Here is a 19,651-nt window from a genome sequence, read left to right on the forward strand (position 1 = left end):
AAGTGCTTCAGGGCCTTCCCTCGCTACACCGAGCCACTCCGGCGCGCTGGATTACAGGAAATTCCGGACAGAGAACAGTTTCACACTTTTCCTGGAATTGCCTTGGCGGCGCCGTTCCTCTCAGGCCAACCGCTCGGCCGTGCGCCGAATGGCAAGGGTGAGTATAGACATGACCGACCTTTCCCTAGCAGAGCCTCCTGGAACACTCGAGAGTGGTGCCAGAATCGGCTCCGACCTCAACGCCCAGCGCATTCGTTCCGCCTGGGTCTTTCTCGCGCCGACCTTGCTGGTGCTGGCGTTGGTGGCGGGCTGGCCGCTGCTGCGCACCATCTATTTCAGCTTCACCAATGCGTCGCTGACCAACCTTGAGGGTGCCGAGTTCGTCGGTTTCAAGAACTATCTGAGCTGGATCACGCTGAAGAGCGGGCGCACGGTCTATAACGGCCTGCTTGCCGATCCCGCCTGGTGGAACGCCGTCTGGAACACGCTGAAATTCTCGGCGATGTCCGTCACCATCGAGACGGTGTTGGGACTGGTTGTGGCGCTGGTGCTGAACGCCCATTTCCCGGGGCGCGGGCTGGTCCGGGCGGCGATCCTGATCCCCTGGGCCATACCGACGATCGTTTCCGCCAAGATGTGGGCGTGGATGCTCAACGACCAGTTCGGTATTCTCAACGACCTGCTGCTCGGCCTTGGTCTGATCAGCCAGAAGATCGCCTGGACGGCCAATCCGGAGACCGCAATGGTCGCGGTTTTGATCGTCGACGTCTGGAAGACGACACCGTTCATGGCGCTGCTGATCCTCGCCGGGCTGCAGATGGTGCCGTCGGATATCTACGAGGCGGCCAAAATCGACGGGGTTCATCCCGTCAAGGTCTTCTGGCGGCTGACGCTGCCCCTGATCCGGCCCGCTCTGATGGTCGCTGTGATCTTCCGCATGCTCGATGCGCTGCGCATCTTCGATCTCATCTATGTGCTGACGCCCAACAATGCGCAGACCAAGACCATGTCGGTACTGGCGCGCGAAAACCTGTTCGACTTCGACAAGTTCGCCTATGGCGCCACCGCCTCGACGATGCTGTTCCTGATCATTGCGGCGATCACCGTCGCCTACATGTGGTTCGGCCGGGTCAATCTCGAAGGAGAGCGCTGATGATCGCCACTCTTACCAGACGCACGGCGTTCTATGCCCTCGTCGCCGCCATTATCATCATGGCCGTCTTCCCGTTCTATTACGCGGTCCTGACGAGCTTTAAATCCGGAACCGCGCTCTTTCGGGTCGATTACTGGCCGACTGAGATCTCCTTCGAGAACTACGCAGGGATCGTCTCGAGCAGTGGCTTCCTGCGCAACCTCGCCAACTCCCTGCTGGTCGCAACCGTCGTCGTCGCGGTGTCGCTGCTGCTCGCGGTCACCGCTGCCTATGCGCTGGCACGGGTGCGGTTTCGCGGACGCGGGCTTTTGCTTCTGACGATCCTGTCGGTGTCGATGTTTCCGCAGATCGCCGTGCTTGCCGGTCTGTTCGAACTCATCCGCTCGGTCGGGCTTTTCAACACGCCGCTGGCGCTGATCTTTTCCTACATGATCTTCACGCTGCCCTTCACGGTCTGGGTGCTCACCACCTTCATGCGGGATCTGCCGGTCGAGATCGAGGAAGCGGCGATCGTCGATGGCGCCACACCCTGGGTGATCATCACCCGGGTGTTCATGCCGCTGATGTGGCCGGCGCTGGTGACGACGGGCCTGCTCGCCTTCATCGCCGCCTGGAACGAGTTCCTGTTTGCGCTGACCTTCACGTCCTCAGACAGCCAGCGCACCGTGCCGGTCGCGATCGCGCTTCTTTCGGGCAACAGCCAGTACGAAATTCCGTGGGGCAACATCATGGCCGCATCGATCATCGTCACCGTGCCGCTGGTGATCCTCGTTTTGATCTTTCAGCGGCGGATCATTTCCGGGCTCACGGCCGGCGGCGTCAAAGGATAGGGGAGAAAAACATGGCAGAGCTTCAATTGCGCAACGTGCGCAAGTCCTTCGGCGCCTTCGAGGTGATCAAGGGCGTCAGCATGGATATCCGGGCCGGCGAGTTCATGGTCTTCGTCGGACCGTCCGGCTGCGGCAAGTCCACGCTGCTGCGCTTGATTGCCGGGCTCGAGGAAATCACGGGCGGCACGCTTTCCTTCGACGGGCAGGTGGTCAACCAGTTGACGCCGTCGAAGCGCGGCATTGCGATGGTGTTCCAGTCCTACGCGCTTTACCCGCATATGACGGTCTTCGAGAACATGTCTTTCGGCATGCAGCTTGCGGGCAAGGACAAGGAGAGTTGCAAAAAGAGGGTGGAAGCGGCGGCAGAGATGCTGCAGCTCACACCCTATCTCAAGCGACTGCCCCGGCAGCTCTCCGGTGGCCAGCGGCAGCGCGTCGCGATCGGCCGCGCGATCGTACGCGACCCCAAGGTCTTCCTGTTCGACGAGCCGCTCTCCAATCTCGATGCGGCACTTCGGGTCGCGACCCGGATCGAGATCGCCAAGCTGCATCGCAGTATGCACAAGACGACGATGGTCTATGTCACGCATGATCAGGTCGAGGCGATGACATTGGCAGATCGCATTTGCGTGCTACGGGATGGCGTGGTCGAACAGATCGGCACGCCGCTCGAACTCTATGAGAGCCCGAATTCGGTGTTCGTCGCCGGCTTTATCGGCTCGCCGAAGATGAACTTCCTCTCGGGCGCTCTTGCTGCTCCCTACGACGCCCACACGATCGGCATCCGTGCCGAGCATCTGGAAATCAGGGCGGGCGACGGCAAATGGTCAGGGACGGTGGTGCATTCCGAGATGCTGGGGTCCGACAGCTACATCTATCTCGATATCGGCTCCGCCGAACCGGTCATCATCCGGGAAGGCGGCACCTCGCTTCACCAACCGGGAGAGATCGTACAGATCTCGCCGGTCGGCGACAACATTCACCGCTTTGATGCGTCGGGGCAGGCCCTGGGCCGTGCGCCCATGAGAGGGGCCGCCTGACAAGCCCTGGTGCACCGAGACGGCCTTAAGTTTCGGGGTCGCCGATCGATGGCGACCCCATCGATCGTAAGACGACGTGCCCGCGACGGGCAAACATGCAAGGAGAATGAACGTGCCTATCAGAACAATCGTATGGGGCGAGAATATCCATGAGCAGACCAATGAGGTGGTCAGGAGCATCTATCCGAACGGGATGCACAACACCATCGCGGCGGCGCTGAACACGGACGTTTCGATCGAGGCAACGACGGCGACGCTGCAGGAACCGGAGCATGGCCTGAGCGAGGAGCGACTGGCGAAGACCGATGTGCTTCTGTGGTGGGGGCACAAGGACCACGGCGCCGTCAGCGACGAGGTCGTCGAGCGCGTTGCCAAGCGCGTCTGGGAAGGCATGGGCCTGATCGTCCTGCATTCCGGCCATTTCTCCAAGATCTTCAAGCGGCTGATGGGCACGCCCTGCGCATTGAAGTGGCGCGAGGCCGGCGAGCGTGAACGGCTCTGGGCGATCAACCCGCGTCATCCGATCGCCGAGGGCATCGGCGAGAACTTCGTGCTCGAGAACGAGGAGATGTACGGCGAGCAGTTCTCCGTGCCGGAACCGCTCGAAACCGTGTTCATCTCCTGGTTTGCCGGCGGCGAGGTGTTCCGTTCGGGTCTGACCTGGCGTCGGGGCGCCGGCAACATCTTCTATTTCCGCCCGGGTCACGAGACCTATCCGACCTATCACGACGCCAACGTGCAGAAGGTGCTGCGCAATTCGGTCAAGTGGGCCTACAACGTCGACAATCGCTACACGGCGATCCATGACGCGCCGAACGTGCCGGTCGAAAAGGCGCTGGAGCCGATCGTCGAGCGTGGGCCCAGGCTACATCAGGCCGGCGAAGCGGGTTACAGGTGAGCATCATGCGTCTTCTCGTTGTTGGAACCGGCGGCATGGCCAACAGCCATGCCCAAGCCTTCGCTCAGATCGAAGGCGTGGAAATGGTGGGAGCGGTCGATGTCGACCCCAAGCGCGCCGAAGGCTTTGCCGAGAAACACGGCATAGCCAAGACGTTCACCTCGCTCGACGAGGCGATTGCCTGGGGCAAGTTCGATGCGGCGACGAACGTGACGCCGGATAAGGCGCATCACCCGACGACACTGGCATTGCTTGCTGCCGGCAAGCATGTGCTGTGCGAAAAGCCGCTGGCGGAAAACTACGCCAAGGCGGCGGAAATGGCCGATGCCGCGGAGCGATCGGGGCTGGTGACCATGGTCAATCTGACCTATCGCAACGTCGCGCCGCTGCAGAAGGCGCGGGCGATGGTGCTGGCCGGCGACGTCGGCAGCCTGCGTCATCTGGAGGCGTCCTATCTGCAGAGCTGGCTCGTCTCCAAGGCGTGGGGCGACTGGGCGACGGAATCGCAATGGCTCTGGCGGCTGTCGACCAACCACGGCTCGAACGGCGTGCTCGGCGATGTCGGCATCCATATCCTCGACTTCGCCGGTTATGGCGCCGGCACCGACGCTGAGCGGATCTTCGCGCGGCTGAAGACCTTCGACAAGGCGCCAGGCAACCGCATCGGCGAATATGATCTCGACGCCAATGACAGCTTCGTCATGACGGCCGAGTTCGGCAACGGCGCCATGGGCGTGATCCATGCGAGCCGCTGGGCGACCGGCCATCTCAACGAGTTGCGGCTGCGGCTGCATGGCGACAAGGGGGCGCTCGAAGTGGTTCATACGCCCGATGGCTCGACGCTTCGCGCCTGCCTAGGCACGGATGTTGAAACGGCAACCTGGCGTGATGTCGATGCCGGCACGGTGCCGACCAACTACCAGCGCTTCGTCGCCGCGGTTCGGGATGCCAAGACGGTCGAGCCCGGCTTCCGCCATGCGGCAAACCTGCAGAAGGTGCTCGATCTGGCGATGGAGACCGAGGCGGAAAGGCGCGAACTCGGCGCCGTGCATGCCCAGCGCTCCAACAATCATGCGTTCGGTTAACTCGACGGTCGCCCGCTTCCGCCCGGATGTCGCCTGCGGGCGGTCACGCCATGTCTGGATGAAGCCCGTTTGGCAATGTGGTTTTGGGCATGTTTGAGCTTTGCGGGTCGGGTGCAGTCATGTCTCCGGCCTGTTTGTGCGGCACGTTATGACCTGCTGGCCCTGATGTTGTCCGCTTGACCCGATCCTACCACGTTGACGCGCTGTTGGTGCGCAAGACAACGAGAGCGGCGTCGCCTTATAGAGATCACACCGATCAGACGCCGATCGCGATCCCAACTCGGCAGAGGGATAACTTGAATCTCGCACATGTCGCGCGCACCGAAATCAATGTCCTTGTCCAAGCAATATTTGACATCTGCATCGCCGCCCAGGCCGCCGGCCCAGGCGTATTCGGACGGCCGTTCAAATGTAACGTGGCCGATCTCAGGCAACATCGGCCAGAGGGGCTGACCGTCGCTCCGTGAATGGTCGCCCTTCGCCTGCTTCGACGCCACCAGTAGGCCGGTTGCGATCTGAGGGTCCGGATTGACGGCCGGGAAGCGATCACCTTTCTTCACAAAGGAGGCCATGAGATAGGGCATATCCTGTCCGCCCAGGCGGGCGCGGCCTACATACTGCACCTGAACGGCGCCCGTGCCACGGGGCTTCAGGTCCAGCAGTTCGGCTGCCTTGCTGGAAACGTCGATGATGCGACCCCGATGAAACGGACCGCGATCGTTGACGCGCACGATGAGCGAAGAACCGTTTTCAAGATTGGTCACCCGCACATAGCTGGGCAAGGGAAGGGTCGGATGCGCGGCGGAAAGGTGATCCGGATCGTAAATTTCGCCGTTTGCGGTCCGCCGCCCGCGAAAGGCCGGGCTGTACCAAGAAGCGACACCCTTCTTGTCGTAGTTCGGGTCTTCCTTCGGATAATAACGCTTGCCTTTGACCACATAGGGCTTACCGACCATATAGCGGCCACCACCCTTGCGAATATTCTTGCCGTAGGCGCCCCGCGTGCTCGCCTTCACGCCGTGTACAATTTCGGAAGTATATCCATTGCTGCGGTTCTTGTGCGGCGCTTGTGTGGATGTACAGGTAGCACAGCTGGCGCAGACCATCGTAATCGCCAGCCATCGCAAGCCTTTGACAGCCGCCCTTACATCAATAACCATCCGTCCAGCGCCGGCGACAGCCACCCGTGCATCTGCCGCAAGTCTCGACACGAACGCTCATATCGGCCACGCGCTCGCAGTCCGCTGTGCATCGAGTCGAGGGACAGACGGAATTGAGCTGAGGCACTTGTCGTTACCTTGCAGCAGTCTGAGGTGAGGGCCATTATCGCTCCTTCCGTGAGATAATTGTAGAATCGGACCCGAAGCCAAAGGTTCCATTATTGTACGTGAATATATGCCACACCCTCTGCGGGTCGCTGACAGACCCACCGCGGACGCCGATCCACAGCACTAGCAAGACTGCCAGCTCACCTTCTTGACCCCCATGCTTCCGAGTCTCTTTTCGGCGTAAGTCGGTCAGGAATGGGCCAGCAAGCGGAACCGATCGGCAGCTGCGGCGTTGGGACTAGTGTTTGGCTGACACAAAAAAGTCGGAACCGCGGGCGATGGCCCGTTGGGAGTTCGCGAGCGGGCGCGCCGCTCGACCGACTTTGATGCGGGGCGATACGCGCAACTGTCGCGGGGACCTCGCAACAAGACGAAGGAAGATCATGTCGATTCGATCCAAACTTTTCGCAACAGTGGCCTTGCCCGTTCTCTCCGTGTCATTCGCAATTCAGCCGGCGCTGGCCGAGAGCCTGATGGCGCCCTTCCAGGTGGCGCAGCAAGGCGCCGACCAGCAGTCGCCCGAGGACCAGCTGTTGCTCAAGAAGCGCAAGAAGCAGCATGCCGCCGAGGAAGGGCAGACAGAACAGCAACAACCGCGTGTCGAAGAGCCGCAGCGCCAGGTAGAAGAGCCTGTGCGCAAAAAGCGCAAGCAGCAGGCGGACGGACAGCAGCCCAGCACCGAGGAAAACGCGCCGCAGCAGGTTGAAGAGCAAGCGCCCGTGCGCAAGAAGCGCAAGCAGCAGGCCCAACAACAGCAACCCGCCGTAGAGGAAGGCGCTCCGCAGCAGGCAGAGGAGCCACAAACTCCTGTGCGCAAGAAGCGCAAGCAGCAAGCCGAAGAACAGCAGCCCGCCGTAAAGGAAGGCGCTCCGCAGCAGGCTGAGGAGCAACAAACTCCTGCGCGCAAGAAGCGCAAGCAGCAGGTCGAAGAACAACAGCCCGCCGTAGAAGAAGGGGCTCCGCAGCAGGCTGAGGAGCAACAAATTCCTGTGCGCAAGAAGCGCAAGGAGCAGGTCGAAGAACAGCAGCCTGCCGTAGAGGAAGGCACCCCACAGCAGGCCGGGGAGCAGCAGATACCTGCGCCCAAGAAGCGCAAACAACAGGCGGAAGGACAGCAGCCCGTTCCGGGGTCCGAACAACCCGCAACGGCGGAGCAGCTCCAGGGTGAAGCGCCTCGGGCCAGGTCCGCTCCGATCGTCGTCGACAGGCGCACGAAGGAAGAGAAGCGCAAGATAGCACAGGATCCGGCGGCGACCGATGAGACCGTAGTGCTTCCGGTCGATAACGGCGCGGCTGTGCTCGACAGCGACAAGGACGCCGACAATGCCGGTGGCAACCGGGGGCGCGAGGCTCGGCGCAAGCAGCGCGAAGAGCTGCGCGTCCAGGAGCAGAACATAGCGCCGCCGACCGACGACGCCGCGGCCCAGGCGGAGATTCCAGCCGAAGTGCGGCAGGCGGCCCCGCAGAGGATCGAGGCCGCGATCAAGGAAGAAGGCCAACGCGTCGAAGCGGCGCCAGAGTTCACGGTTCCGGAGACGACGAACATCGTCAATAACACGGTCATCAACAACACGGTAATCAACAACACCACGAATAATGATGTCACCGAGGTGCAGGTGGTCGAGAGGATCGACGATCGCGTCGTCCTCGGCGTCGGCGACCAGTTCTTCGTGCGTGGCGACGATCGGCCAAGGCTCCGCCGCGATTCGGAGGAGACCTACTACGATCAGTTGGCGCGCGGCCGCGTTCGTGAAACGATCGTCCGCCCGGGCGGCTATCGCATCGTCACGGTCTACGACCGGTACGGCAACATCCTGCAGCGGTCGCGCGTCGACCGCGACGGCAACGAGTATGTGCTGATGTACGCGCCGGAATATCAGGAGGAACGACGTCCGGCGATCTTCGACGTCGGCTACGAATTGCCGCCGATGCGCCTGGCGATTCCGGTCGACGACTACATCGTCGACTACGCGGAGGAACCGGATCGGGACTACTATGAATTCCTGTCCGAGCCACCGGTCGAACGGGTCGAGCGGGTCTATACGATCGATGAGGTCCGCAATTCGGCCCGTCTCCGTGACAAGGTCCGACGCATCGATCTCGATACGATCCACTTCGTGACGGGGAGTGCCGAAGTGTCGATGTCGCAGGCCAAGACACTGCGCAAGGTTGCGGACGCCATGCAGAAAGTTCTCGACAAGGATCCCGGTGAGACCTTCTTCATCGAGGGGCACACGGACGCCGTCGGTTCCGACCGCTCGAACCTGGTACTCTCCGATGAGCGTGCCGAGTCCGTCGCAGTCCTCCTGACCGAGGTCTATGGCATCCCGGCGGAAAACCTGGTCACCCAAGGCTATGGTGAGCGCTTCCTGAAGATCGGCACGCAGGAGCCCGAGGAGGAGAACCGCCGCGTGACCATCCGCCGCGTGACGCCGCTGGTGCGCCCGGTCGCCCAGCGGTAACGGAAATCTGACGCGCCATGACATCGAAGGCTCTTCACGAGAGCTAACTGCCTCGAAAGAAGGTCTCAGCGGCTTTTGTTGTCACTGAGACCTTGGAGATTGTGGCGTGTTCCAGCGGTATTTTCTCAAAACGCATAGCATCTGGATTAGTCCCGGCGCTGCGGAAGGCATCGACGAAAACGACAGCGGTTAGTGTTGAATCCCGAAGGCTTGCTGTCCTGAATTCGACGTGTTGGGGCAACTCGCCTGCAGAACCAGTTGAGATTTGCGTGCGTCGACCGCCGTTGGCAGAGAGCTCTGTGGCGCACAAAGAAAAGGCCGCTTCGTTCCGTCACACGCTCTAACGAGCATTGGTCTCCGACTGCAATGCAAGGCGCAGAGCGGAGACGAACACGCGCACTTTGGGCAGGACGTTCCTGGTGGTCGGGTAGACTGCCCAGATCCCAATTTCTTCAGGAGTGGCGTCATCGAGGACCACGCGCTGCAGCCGCCCTTCGAGTACGTCATCGGCGATCGCCCATTCGGAAAGCAGGGTGATCCCAGCCCCGGCGACACAAGCAGATTGGCATCCAGCGATGCTGCTCGAAGAAAACCGAGAGCCTATGCGAACATGGGTTTCGGAGCCACTGGCGACGAAAGTCCAATGCGTGACTCCTGTCATAGGAAGGCAATCATGGTGAGCGAGGTCATCGATGGAACGCGGCATCCCACGCCGCTCAAGATAGCCTGGCGAGGCAACAAGCGTTCGTGGGTTATCCGCAAGTTTTTGTGCGATCAGGCTGCTGTCCTTTAGACGCGCGATGCGGATTGCCAAATCGGTTCCGGTAGCAGTCAGGTCAGGCAGGCGGTCATTCATATCCAGGGCAATCTGCAGTTCTGGATTAGCCGCAAGGATAGCTGGGACCAGCGGAGTCACAATCTTCACGCCAAATACGATTGGCACCGAGACGCGAAGAAGCCCCGCTGCGCCAAGCGTGTCCGCGCGAACCTGTGCGCGGCCTTGATGTTCATTTTCAATGATGGCCTGAGCGTACGGAAGGAAAGTTTCACCTTCGGGCGTCAGCGACAGTGACCGAGTCGTCCGGTGAAGCAAACGCACGCCAAGCGTTGCTTCCAGCGCGGAGAGGCGCCGTGTCGCCGCCATCGGCATTAAACCAAGACGGCGCCCTGCCTCGGATATGCTTCCGGAAGAAACAGCGCCCACGAAGACCTCGATGTCGTCAGTGTTCATTATAACGGGTTTCGATAAACAGGCTCAACATTAGCCAATACTACAACGGAAGGCGATGCAAAGCTACATCTGTCGCGATCTCATAGCTTGAAAGGCTCCGGAAATGACAATCACGACCGTGAATGCAAAAACGCCTACGGGATTGAGTAGAGTTGGCTTGCTCGCCATGGCCACCGCCAGCGGCATCGCTGTCGCCAACATCTATTACAATCAGCCGATGCTAGGCATCATCGAGGCCGATTTTCCCGGCCAGTCCGCAACCGCTCTAGTACCGACCGCCACCCAGTTGGGATACGCTCTCGGTCTCTTCCTTCTTCTGCCTCTTGGCGATCTGGTCCACCGACGCAAGCTCATCATTGGACAGTTTCTGATCCTTGCCATCGCCCTGTCCCTAGCCGCTGTTTCCTCGTCCGCGTGGATATTGGTCGCTAGTTCCCTTCTGGTTGGAGCAAGCTCGACGGTAGCGCAACAGATCGTTCCCTTCGCGGCTTCATTGGCACCTGCTGACAAGCGCGGGGCGACCATCGGAACCGTGATGGCGGGCGTCCTGTCGGGCATTTTGTTCAGCCGAACCCTATCTGGTTTTGTCGGCGAACATGCCGGCTGGCGCGAGATGTTCTGGATTGGCGTGCCGATGGCCTTGGTGGCCGCCGCGATGATGTTCGCGACGCTTCCAGATCATGCTCCCACGTCTCGTTTGCATTACCGCAACGCGATCAAATCGCTGGGGCACCTCTGGACACATGAGCCATCTCTTCGGACAGCGACCCTCGTACAAGCCGCCCTCTTCGCTTCGTTCACCGCGTTCTGGACCATACTTGCGCTATATCTTCAGGGCCCGAGCTTCGGCCTTGGTGCCGATATTGCCGGGCTTTTCGGTATCGTGGGAGCGGTCGGCGTTTTCGCTGCTCCGGTAGCGGGTCACATTGCCGACAAGCGTGGACCGCATTTCGTTGTTTGGCTTGGCGCGGCCTTGACTGTCGTGTCCTGGATTATCTTTGGAGCATGGGCTTCGATCGTGGCTCTCATCATCGGCGTCATCGTCCTCGACTTCGGCATTCAGGGCGCATTGGTCTCCAATCAACACATTATATATGCACTCAATCCGGATGCACGAAGCCGCCTGAACACGATCTTCATGACTGGAATGTTTCTTGGCGGCGCGACGGGATCGGCACTTGCTTCAGTTGCCTGGCAAAATGGCTCTTGGCTCGGTGTGAGCCTCGTGGGCGGTGTCTTGCCGCTACTCGCTTTGGCCGTAAAAGCGCTTGGTCGCTCACCTCAATTGTAAGATCAAAATCAACGTTGTGCGAGCATCAACGCGGGAGGATGGTGCTCATCGCCCTCCATATTATTTCAAAGGATGCAATGGAATCGAAACGATTGCTGCAATTGTTGTCACTCCGGATTGGTGGCAATTTCCCTTCGTCAGACGAACACAGCGTCGGCTGAGGGCAAAAGACAAAGATCGCAGGGCGCGAGTATGACTGACAAATTTCTTCACATGACGCGCCGCGGCGCGCTGCTTTCCGGAGGCCACCATGGCACTCTCCACATCATTCAGCTTTGCAGGCAACGCTGCTGCTTCCACCGCCAACTCAATCGAAGGGGACAATGCAATGAGCACCATCACCACCAAGGACGGCGTCGAAATCTTCTACAAGGACTGGGGCCCGAAGGATGCGCAGCCGATCGTATTCCACCACGGCTGGCCGCTGTCGTCGGACGATTGGGATGCCCAGATGCTGTTCTTCCTCGCCAACGGCTACCGCGTCGTTGCCCATGACCGCCGGGGCCACGGCCGTTCGGCGCAGGTTTCCGACGGTCACGATATGGATCATTACGCCGCAGACGCCTTTGCGGTCGTCGAAGCCCTCGACCTGAAGAACGCCGTTCATATCGGCCACTCCACCGGTGGCGGCGAAGTCGCCCGCTATGTCGCAAAGCATGGCGAACCATCCGGCCGCGTCGCCAAGGCCATCCTCGTCTCCGCCGTTCCGCCGCTGATGCTGAAGACTGAAAGCAATCCTGAAGGCCTGCCGATGGAAGTGTTCGACGGCTTCCGTTCGGCGCTCGCCGCTAACCGCGCGCAGTTCTTTCGCGACGTCCCGGCCGGTCCGTTCTATGGCTTCAACCGTGACGGTGCGAAAGTCCAGGAAGGAGTGATCCAGAATTGGTGGCGTCAGGGGATGATGGGTGGCGCGAAGGCTCATTACGACGGCATCAAGGCCTTCTCCGAGACCGATCAGACCGAGGACTTGAAGGCGATCACTGTTCCGACTCTCGTCCTGCATGGCGAGGACGACCAGATCGTACCGATCGCTGACTCGGCGCTGAAGTCGGTCAAGCTTCTGAAGAACGGCACGCTCAAGACCTATCCGGGCTTCTCGCACGGCATGCTGACCGTGAATGCCGACGCCTTGAACGCTGACCTTCTCGCCTTCGTTCGGTCTTGATGTAGAAGTTGCGGCCGCGGCAAAACTTGCCACGGCCGCACCCACTTAATCCTATAAAACGCGTCAGATTCCATACTGCGAGGGGCCTCGCACGCGGGGTCATGAAACCGTTACCTCAGTCTAGCATCACCATCTGAGCTGCCGCCTGCTCCTCGAAGAATTTCGAGAAAGACGCAATGCGGGGCGGCAATGCCTGATAGGGCGGGTAATAAAGCGTCAGCCACAGATCGGGCGGCGCCCATCCACGCAGGACGTGAACCAAGCGGCCTGTTTTCAAATGTTCCGAGACATGAAATCCAGGCAGCATCGCCACTCCGGCACCATCAGCTGCCATGTCAGCCAGAACCTCACCGTTGTTGGCACTGAACGCCCGGCCCGCCGAGATCGTTATGCTCGATCCGCCGTCCGACAAAACCCAGTTTTCCCGCCGGCTTTCGCCGCTATAGGCGAGGCAATCGTCGGGCGTCAGTTCGCTGGGATGCTGTATATCGACAAACCGGCTTCCGGGTGCGGCAACGAGAATGCGCGGCACAACGCGGATCTTGCGCCAGATGGTGAACTTATCCGATGGCTGCGAGGAAATGCGGATCGCAAGGTCGTAGTCGTCGTCGACGATGTTCACCAGACCGTCAGATAGCGAGATTTCAAAGCTCATTTTTGGATAGAGCTCCCTGAAGCCCGATAGGATCGGCGGGAGCACGGCCTTGCCGAACCAGGTCGGTGCGCTGATGCGCAACCGTCCCTGATCAGCCTTGTGCGCATTCATGACATCCCGCCGTGCATCTTCAAGTGTCTTCACGGCCGGCTGGATCTGCGCGGCGAAAATCGCTCCGTCAGTTGTCAGCGAAACCTGCCTTGTCGTGCGCACGAAGAGCTGCACGCCAAGTTCGGCCTCCAGCGCAGCGATGGCACGGGTCACGGCTGCCGGCGTCATGTCGAGTTCGCGGGCGACCTGAGCGAAGTTACGTTTTTCGGCGGCGAGTAGGAAGGTTCGGAGGGCTTTGTAGTCGTTCATCTCGATTATTTCAAAAATAGCAATTCAATCGGAAGAAATATTGCAATTCCGCGAATCCATCAACCCGGTTACATCTTTCTCCATCGAAACGGACAAAGCCAACGAAGAAAGGCACCGGCCATGATCAAGGATATCAAGGGACTGCATCACGTTACCTCGATGGCGTCGGATGCGCGCGAAAACAACAAGTTTTTCACCGACGCCCTCGGACTGCGCCGCGTGAAGAAGACCGTCAACTTCGACGATCCCAGTGTCTATCACCTCTATTATGGTGACGAGAACGGGACGCCCGGCACGGTCATGACCTACTTTCCGTTCCAGAATATGATGATTGGCCGCCCAGGTGTGGGCGAGGTGGGCGAGACCCAGTTCTCCATCCCCAAGGGCTCGCTCGGCTTCTGGAAGGATCGCCTAGTTGCCAAGGGCGTCGGTGGATTGGAAACAGACGCAGCGTTCGGCGCCAACCGCCTCCGTTTAATCGGACCTGATGGCGACGGGCTCGCCCTGGTCGAAACGGCCGATGACACCCGTGCCCCCTGGATCGCGGAGGGCATCTCAGACCAGACGGCCATTCGCGGCTTTGCCGGCGCCCGCTTCAACCTGCATGATACGGCGGCCACGGAGGAACTGCTTGGTTTCATGGGCTACCAGCGTGCCGAGACCGAAGGCGACGTGACCCGCTTTATCATCCCCGGCGGCAACGGTGCCGATACGATCGATCTAGCAGCGCTTCCGAAAACGCCGTTTGCCCGCCAAGGTGCCGGCTCGGTCCACCATATTGCCTTTGCCGTCGACAACCGCGAGAAGCAGCTCGAAGTGCGCAAGGCGCTGATGGATACCGGCTACCAGGTGACTCCGGTCATCGACCGAGATTACTTCTGGGCGATCTATTTCCGGACCCCGGGTGGGATCCTGTTCGAAATTGCGACCAACGAGCCCGGCTTCGATCGTGATGAAGACACCGCACATCTCGGCGAAGCGCTCAAGCTTCCGAACCGATATGAAGCCTTCCGTGACCAGATCGAAGAAAACCTGGTTCCGCTTGCCGCATAGGATCCGATCTGAACCGGTCCCCTGATCAACACACATCTTCACTTTCGAGACGGCTGCCTGAGCCAGGCAGTCGACCGCCGAAGGCTTATCAATTTCAAACGCCACACCGCACCAGACATCAAAGGGAGAACTAAAATGTCCAAGCTCGAAGTCCTGACCCCCGTCAACAGCCAGCTCATCTTCATCGACCAGCAGCCGCAGATGGCATTCGGCGTCCAGTCGATCGATCGGCAAGTGCTGAAGAACAACGTCGTGGGCCTCGCCAAGGCCGCCAAGGTCTTCGATATTCCGACGACGATCACCACCGTCGAGACCGAATCCTTCTCCGGCCACACCTATCCCGAACTGCTCGCCGTCTTCCCGGAAAACGACATCCTCGAGCGCACTTCGATGAACTCCTGGGACGATCAGAACGTCCGCGATGCGCTGGCGAAGAATGCTGCGAACGGCCGCAAGAAGATTGTCGTGTCAGGTCTGTGGACCGAAGTCTGCAACACGACCTTCGCACTCTCGGCTCTCCGCGATGTTCCGGACTACGAGATCTACATGGTTGCCGATGCTTCCGGCGGCACTTCGGCCGACGCACACAAATACGCAATGGACCGCATGGTTCAAGCCGGCGTCATTCCGGTGACCTGGCAGCAGGTCCTCCTTGAGTGGCAGCGCGACTGGGCGCGGAAGGAAACCTATGACGCCGTCACCACGCTGTTGAAGGAGCATTCCGGCGCCTACGGCATGGGCATCGATTATGCCTACACCATGGTCCACAAGGCCGCTGAACGCGTCACGCACGGCAAGCGGATTGGCCCGAACCCGGCAAAGTAACCCAGCAAGAACAGCCGCTCCGCCAGGACAAGCCCGTCGGAGCGGCAATCTCATCTCAGCGAGGACGAATTCCATGAAATTCTATCTCATGTCCATCGGTGCCGGCTTGCTGGTCGGCATTGTCTATAGCCTCCTCAATGTGCGTTCGCCGGCCCCGCCGGTTGTCGCCCTGGTTGGCCTTCTTGGCATCCTCGTTGGCGAGCAGCTTGTGCCTTTTGCCAGAACGCTGTGGAGCAAGGAGCCCGCCGCCGTTTCCTGGATCAACCAGATCAAGCCGCACATGTTCGGTCATATGCCGAAGGGTGGGAACCAAAATGATCTCGCTGCGGCTCGTCAGGTTCAGGTCAAGTCTGATAGCTGACCGCCAAGAGGAGAGTAGCATTGCGGTTCGCGGCGACACCTAGCCATTGCCCAATATCCAGGGACCGCTCACCAAACGGCGCGATGGCCGAGATAGGTCGCTACGACTTTGCCGTCCTCGATGTCGAGCGCGGCCCCACTGTAGTTTGCTGCCGGCTCCGCAACGCAGCGAGCCTGTCAGGCAGAGGGGAACCTGAAGACGAGGGCCTATCGCGACGTCGCTGGCATCTGGACGGCTACGGCCCCTCGGGTCGCTGATCTCAGGTGAATTGAATTGCGGGTATGTCGTTCGCAACCACAGGCATTCCGACTTTGGCCTCTCCATGAAAAGCTTTCCACCAGTTCAATTAGAAGCCGCCGCGAGGGATCACCTTTTATCGCGCGGTGACGGAGGAGAGGGCAAATCGCGGTGACGGAGACGGAGTTTCAGGAACTACCCTTTTCGCGCAGCAAGGTTGAATTGTCCGCCCGTTCGAGCTTAGCGAGGTGTTCCGCGCAGATTGTTTTGACCGGATCGTAGAGAACGGAAGTTCGAGCGGTCAGCCATGCCATTGCCTCCTCGCTGATCTCGTAGTGTCCCGAGTAGCGGGCTTTCACATACGCCTCATTCAGCGTGTTGAACCATGACTGCGATGTTGATCCCGAGGTCAGGCGTCCGTCAGGCGCACATCCTGACCCTCAGCCAAAGGGACCCATTGCCCCGACCGCGATCATTTTGGAGCGGTCAACATGACCAGGACAATTGCGGTGAGAAACGGGCTGATAGACAGCAGCGCAATGATGTACGTCCCGGCAAACAATACATCGATCGCCAGGTGGCTCGCGCCCATCGAGCGCTACTTGAGAGAGGTTCGGTCGGTCTCGCCGGAGTTCTGAAACTCCAACACGGCGTTCCGAGGAGGGGCCCACCCCTTCACAAGGGCCCCTGTAACGACGCTTGCCATGCAGATGCTAACCAATCGAATTAACTCGCCGATCTCTTGGCGAGATGGTTCACCAACCGTGCTGCTTCCTCAGCAACCCCAGGTATAACTCCCGACTTCCGAGTCGAGGCAAAATCGAGGCCGGAAAAATACAGTCCGGGAACGAATCCGATCCCCTCCTCGTGAATAGGCTGGCCGTCGTCGTCGATGGTGTCCGGGACTTTGATCCACCGGAAATCGCCTCTGAAGCCCGTGCACCAGATTACCGACGCTATGCCGCTCGTCGCCAATTCGATTGAGCGGATCGGTGGATCGGCGAGGCGTGGGGCGATCACCTCGGCAGGATCATCCTCGGCAGGCGGCGCGTTCAGCCCGGCGCGCCCGATGTAAGCGTCAATAAGGCGCTTGACGTTGGCTGAGCTCTCGTCGGCAAAACGCATGTGCTCATCCAGGTTGTCGCCGAATACCAGGCTGCCATTCGTCATACCCAAGAAGCGACCGAGCAACACGACCCCCTGGGCGCTCAGCGATTGCAGGCTGATGGTGTGGGTGGCACCAAGCAAGCCTCGCGGCGGCAGCTTCCCCGATGGCAGGATGATTTCCCTGCGCGGTACGTCGAAATAGCCGGACAGGGTCATCCAATTGAAGATGTCGCCGCCGCGATAATAGCGGACCAGACGGCCGACTCGGCTCGTCGCCAGAAAGACCGAGCGTCCCGCGAGTGCCAAGTCCTCGGCAATCTGGTCGCCCGATTGACCGCTGCCGACTACAAGAACAGCACCTTGTTCCAACTCGGCTGCATTGCGATAGGCCGAGGAATCGAGTTGGCGGACCGTTGCCGGCAGTTCCGCCGACTCAGGCGACCGTTTCGGACAGTTCAGGCTACCGCTCGCGACGACGACGTTGCGGGCCTGAAAGACACCACGCGGTGTCGTCACAAGAAAGAGTTCGTCATCTCGGGACAGTTCCTCTGCTGGAGTCCCGGTTATCACCGGCAATTGGTGCCGCTCAACATACTTCTCGAGATAAGCGACAAATTGATGCTGTGTGCTGGCACCCCAGGGATCAGGCACGTCATGGGAATCACCGGGCAGCAGCGAGCGAATGTTAGGCGAGTTCAGACGGAAGGAATCCCAGCGCTGGGTCCGCCAGGTTTCTCCGATGCAGCCTCGCTCAAGCACCTGATGATCGCGACCTTGCTGCTTGAGTAAATAACTGATCCCAAGCCCGGCCGAGCCCGCTCCGACGACAACCACGTCAAGTATCCCCGCCATGGCACATCCTCCCAACAAGACGGCATCGTAGGAATCGAAGCGCGACGGCCCCGGATCAACGTTCAGGCGGACCTGCTGGCGGTGCCGCCATCTGCCTGGTCCTGGATGACGGTAACATGGATTCGATCAACTCTAAGGAGAAAGGCGTTGTTCGTTTGTGTGCCCGCAGGCCAGCAGCATCCCCAAGTCTCAACGACTGAATGCGGGAAAGCGCGCCGTTATCCCATGCTCGTTCCTGGGAGCAGACCCGAGGCTACGCCCTCAGCAAGGAAAGAAGTTTCACTGCCTGGCAGAGCTGTCGGATGAGATGATCGATGAGGCCCTCGAAATCGCTGTCGATGCGCCCTCGAACAACACGCTTCGCTCGATCTGGAACTTCGGTGGCAGGACCGCTATATGCCAGGGGAATCCCTGCTAAACGGTCCAACGCCTTAACGTGCAACCGCTTCGGATGCGACGGCTGGTAGTGCCGTCATTTCAAGGCCCGCCGCGGTGGCGATCATGCTCACTGTGCGTCGCCGAATTGTGCGTGACCAATCTAGCGCTCTGCAGCTCAACGCTCGTCTAACGCCAAGTTTTTTGAGATATTGAGTATGGCAGGTCACCCGATCTGCCCAGTTGAGGGAGGATGTCATGCCACTGTTCATAACCACAGGGTGCTATACAACCACGTCAGCGAAGGGAATGATTGACAGTCCATCGGACCGAGAAAAGGCGGCCCGTGGCATCATGGAAGCAGCGGGCGGGAAACTGCATTCTTTCTACGTTACGACGGGCGAAACCGACTGGATGGCAATCACGGAATTCGACGATGGCGCTGACGTGGTCCCCGCACTTCTCGTTGTCAGCGCATCGGGAGCTGTATCGAATGTAAAAACCGTGCGAGCCTACACGGGCGCGGAATTCCAGGCTGCGCAAGAGAAGGCGGGCAAAATCGCATCTTCCTATGGGCCCCCAGCAAAATAAGCAGGCCGCTGGTTGAAACGTTTTTGGCAGCGGAACCTCCGCTGCCAGAAACGAGGTGCATTTTCCCCAATGTAGACGCACGTTCCTCCCCGCCACAGTACATTGCCGCGCTTTGGTGTTTTGTACTTGGCGACAACGTTCACGTGCTCGCTCGCGATGGTGACTGGCACGCCCTAGCCATAGTCGCATGTTCCGCCCGGACAGGGAGCGGATTATCGAAGCCATGCACCCTTATCGCCATCAGTCGCCCCCTGGATGTCATCTTCGGATGCGGAGAGCTGATACGCACGATCCTTCTGAGCTGCGCGTAAGCGACCGCCCACTGACCAGCAGTGATATAGCGCAGGGCGGTGATGAGAGGCGACGACGCGCGGGACAGGAGGTATGTCTCCGGGCTCGTCCGAAATCTGTGCCTACCTGTTTTTGAACTGACGTCGCTATCCCCGATCTGTCGCACACACGGCTTGGCGCTGGATCCTTCGATTGTCTGCTGCAGCGTCTCATGAAGCGAAAGCGGTCGATCGCCGAGCGAGTTCTTTGGCCAGCCGAGACCACCGAGAGCGAGACGAAGATGCTTTATTACGCGGTGGTGGCGGCCTCAGACGTCGAGCTTGAGACAGTCTTTCGTGAACTCATGCACTGAGCGGACAAACATCTAGCAACCGGCCTGGCCACAACAGCTAAGATCGCAGCTCTCGGCGTGACGCGGACCCGGCAGTCTACGGCGCAACCTTTCAATTCGCACGGCAAAA

The 19,651-nt window shown here is 60.0% G+C and carries 19 protein-coding genes and 1 pseudogene; 14 read left to right on the forward strand and 6 right to left on the reverse strand.

Going from position 1 to position 19,651, the window contains the following annotated elements; genetic code table 11:
- The first annotated feature begins 169 nt into the window (after nt 1–169).
- The 5 genes from J3R84_RS20435 to J3R84_RS20455 all read left to right on the forward strand — a co-directional run bounded on the left by J3R84_RS20435 (nt 170) and on the right by J3R84_RS20455 (nt 5,006).
- Entirely contained in the window at nt 170–1,153 is a 984-nt protein-coding gene (locus J3R84_RS20435; RefSeq protein WP_203529780.1) for a carbohydrate ABC transporter permease, read from the forward strand.
- Nucleotides 1,153–1,983, forward strand: coding sequence for a carbohydrate ABC transporter permease (locus tag J3R84_RS20440; RefSeq protein ID WP_025429604.1), 831 nt, complete (start codon nt 1,153–1,155; stop codon nt 1,981–1,983). The genes J3R84_RS20435 and J3R84_RS20440 overlap by 1 nt, the downstream gene beginning before the upstream one ends.
- An 11-nt stretch (nt 1,984–1,994) precedes the next feature.
- Complete coding sequence (locus J3R84_RS20445; RefSeq protein ID WP_203529779.1) at nt 1,995–3,023, forward strand: ABC transporter ATP-binding protein; 1,029 nt, start codon at nt 1,995–1,997, stop codon at nt 3,021–3,023.
- 112 nt (nt 3,024–3,135) lie between these two features.
- Nucleotides 3,136–3,921 carry a ThuA domain-containing protein gene (locus tag J3R84_RS20450; RefSeq protein WP_203529778.1) on the forward strand — a complete coding sequence of 262 codons (786 nt, stop codon included), beginning with the start codon at nt 3,136–3,138 and terminating at the stop codon, nt 3,919–3,921.
- 5 nt (nt 3,922–3,926) lie between these two features.
- The gene (locus J3R84_RS20455; RefSeq protein WP_203529777.1) at nt 3,927–5,006 is read left to right on the forward strand and encodes a Gfo/Idh/MocA family protein; all 1,080 of its coding nucleotides are present in this window, start codon (nt 3,927–3,929) and stop codon (nt 5,004–5,006) included.
- Between the two features lie 146 nt (nt 5,007–5,152).
- On the opposite strand, the gene J3R84_RS20460 is transcribed toward J3R84_RS20455, so the two are convergent.
- A complete protein-coding gene (locus J3R84_RS20460) occupies nt 5,153–6,166 on the reverse strand; it encodes a septal ring lytic transglycosylase RlpA family protein (protein ID WP_203529776.1) in 1,014 nt (337 codons plus the stop codon).
- Nucleotides 6,167–6,717: 551 nt separating this feature from the next.
- On the opposite strand from J3R84_RS20460, the gene J3R84_RS20465 reads away from it, so the two are divergent.
- A complete protein-coding gene (locus tag J3R84_RS20465) occupies nt 6,718–8,796 on the forward strand; it encodes an OmpA family protein (protein WP_107028139.1) in 2,079 nt (692 codons plus the stop codon).
- Between the two features lie 340 nt (nt 8,797–9,136).
- Here the strand turns inward: J3R84_RS20465 and J3R84_RS20470 are convergent, their stop codons facing one another.
- The gene (locus J3R84_RS20470) at nt 9,137–10,027 is read right to left on the reverse strand and encodes a LysR family transcriptional regulator (protein WP_113569404.1); all 891 of its coding nucleotides are present in this window, start codon (nt 10,025–10,027) and stop codon (nt 9,137–9,139) included.
- A gap of 103 nt (nt 10,028–10,130) precedes the next feature.
- Between J3R84_RS20470 and J3R84_RS20475 the strand changes: the two genes are divergently transcribed.
- Nucleotides 10,131–11,318 carry an MFS transporter gene (locus J3R84_RS20475; RefSeq protein ID WP_203529775.1) on the forward strand — a complete coding sequence of 396 codons (1,188 nt, stop codon included), beginning with the start codon at nt 10,131–10,133 and terminating at the stop codon, nt 11,316–11,318.
- A gap of 60 nt (nt 11,319–11,378) precedes the next feature.
- On the opposite strand, the gene J3R84_RS38770 is transcribed toward J3R84_RS20475, so the two are convergent.
- Entirely contained in the window at nt 11,379–11,654 is a 276-nt protein-coding gene (locus tag J3R84_RS38770; protein WP_203529790.1) for a hypothetical protein, read from the reverse strand.
- Between J3R84_RS38770 and J3R84_RS20480 the strand changes: the two genes are divergently transcribed.
- Entirely contained in the window at nt 11,647–12,483 is an 837-nt protein-coding gene (locus J3R84_RS20480; RefSeq protein ID WP_309239258.1) for an alpha/beta fold hydrolase, read from the forward strand. The genes J3R84_RS38770 and J3R84_RS20480 overlap by 8 nt on opposite strands.
- A gap of 115 nt (nt 12,484–12,598) precedes the next feature.
- Here J3R84_RS20480 and J3R84_RS20485 read toward each other — a convergent pair whose 3' ends face one another.
- Nucleotides 12,599–13,498, reverse strand: a complete 900-nt coding sequence (locus J3R84_RS20485) for a LysR family transcriptional regulator (RefSeq protein WP_203529773.1) — start codon at nt 13,496–13,498, stop codon at nt 12,599–12,601.
- A 120-nt stretch (nt 13,499–13,618) separates the two neighbouring features.
- Here J3R84_RS20485 and J3R84_RS20490 point away from each other — a divergent pair, with 120 nt between their 5' ends.
- The 3 genes from J3R84_RS20490 (at nt 13,619) to J3R84_RS20500 (ending at nt 15,737) form a co-directional block, all read left to right on the forward strand.
- Nucleotides 13,619–14,551, forward strand: coding sequence for a VOC family protein (locus J3R84_RS20490; RefSeq protein WP_203529772.1), 933 nt, complete (start codon nt 13,619–13,621; stop codon nt 14,549–14,551).
- A 135-nt stretch (nt 14,552–14,686) separates the two neighbouring features.
- A complete protein-coding gene (locus J3R84_RS20495) occupies nt 14,687–15,376 on the forward strand; it encodes a hydrolase (protein ID WP_192433235.1) in 690 nt (229 codons plus the stop codon).
- Between the two features lie 73 nt (nt 15,377–15,449).
- The gene (locus tag J3R84_RS20500; RefSeq protein ID WP_203529771.1) at nt 15,450–15,737 is read left to right on the forward strand and encodes a XapX domain-containing protein; all 288 of its coding nucleotides are present in this window, start codon (nt 15,450–15,452) and stop codon (nt 15,735–15,737) included.
- A gap of 425 nt (nt 15,738–16,162) precedes the next feature.
- On the opposite strand, the pseudogene J3R84_RS20505 reads toward J3R84_RS20500, so the two are convergent.
- Nucleotides 16,163–16,422 (reverse strand): annotated as a pseudogene (locus J3R84_RS20505) (nucleotidyltransferase); the annotation flags it as partial.
- Between the two features lie 43 nt (nt 16,423–16,465).
- On the opposite strand from J3R84_RS20505, the gene J3R84_RS20510 reads away from it, so the two are divergent.
- A complete protein-coding gene (locus J3R84_RS20510) occupies nt 16,466–16,612 on the forward strand; it encodes a hypothetical protein (RefSeq protein ID WP_156407922.1) in 147 nt (48 codons plus the stop codon).
- A gap of 88 nt (nt 16,613–16,700) precedes the next feature.
- On the opposite strand, the gene J3R84_RS20515 is transcribed toward J3R84_RS20510, so the two are convergent.
- Nucleotides 16,701–17,933: a flavin-containing monooxygenase gene (locus tag J3R84_RS20515; protein ID WP_203529770.1), complete on the reverse strand. Its 1,233-nt coding sequence runs from the start codon at nt 17,931–17,933 to the stop codon at nt 16,701–16,703.
- Between the two features lie 633 nt (nt 17,934–18,566).
- Between J3R84_RS20515 and J3R84_RS20520 the strand changes: the two genes are divergently transcribed.
- Together J3R84_RS20520 and J3R84_RS20525 are read left to right on the forward strand one after the other, a co-directional pair.
- Nucleotides 18,567–18,899: a GYD domain-containing protein gene (locus tag J3R84_RS20520; protein WP_057211180.1), complete on the forward strand. Its 333-nt coding sequence runs from the start codon at nt 18,567–18,569 to the stop codon at nt 18,897–18,899.
- Nucleotides 18,900–19,401: 502 nt separating this feature from the next.
- Nucleotides 19,402–19,542, forward strand: a complete 141-nt coding sequence (locus J3R84_RS20525; protein ID WP_203529769.1) for a hypothetical protein — start codon at nt 19,402–19,404, stop codon at nt 19,540–19,542.
- Nucleotides 19,543–19,651 lie beyond the last annotated feature (109 nt).

Origin of the sequence: Ensifer canadensis (assembly GCF_017488845.2) — a bacterium.
Lineage (GTDB): Bacteria > Pseudomonadota > Alphaproteobacteria > Rhizobiales > Rhizobiaceae > Ensifer > Ensifer canadensis.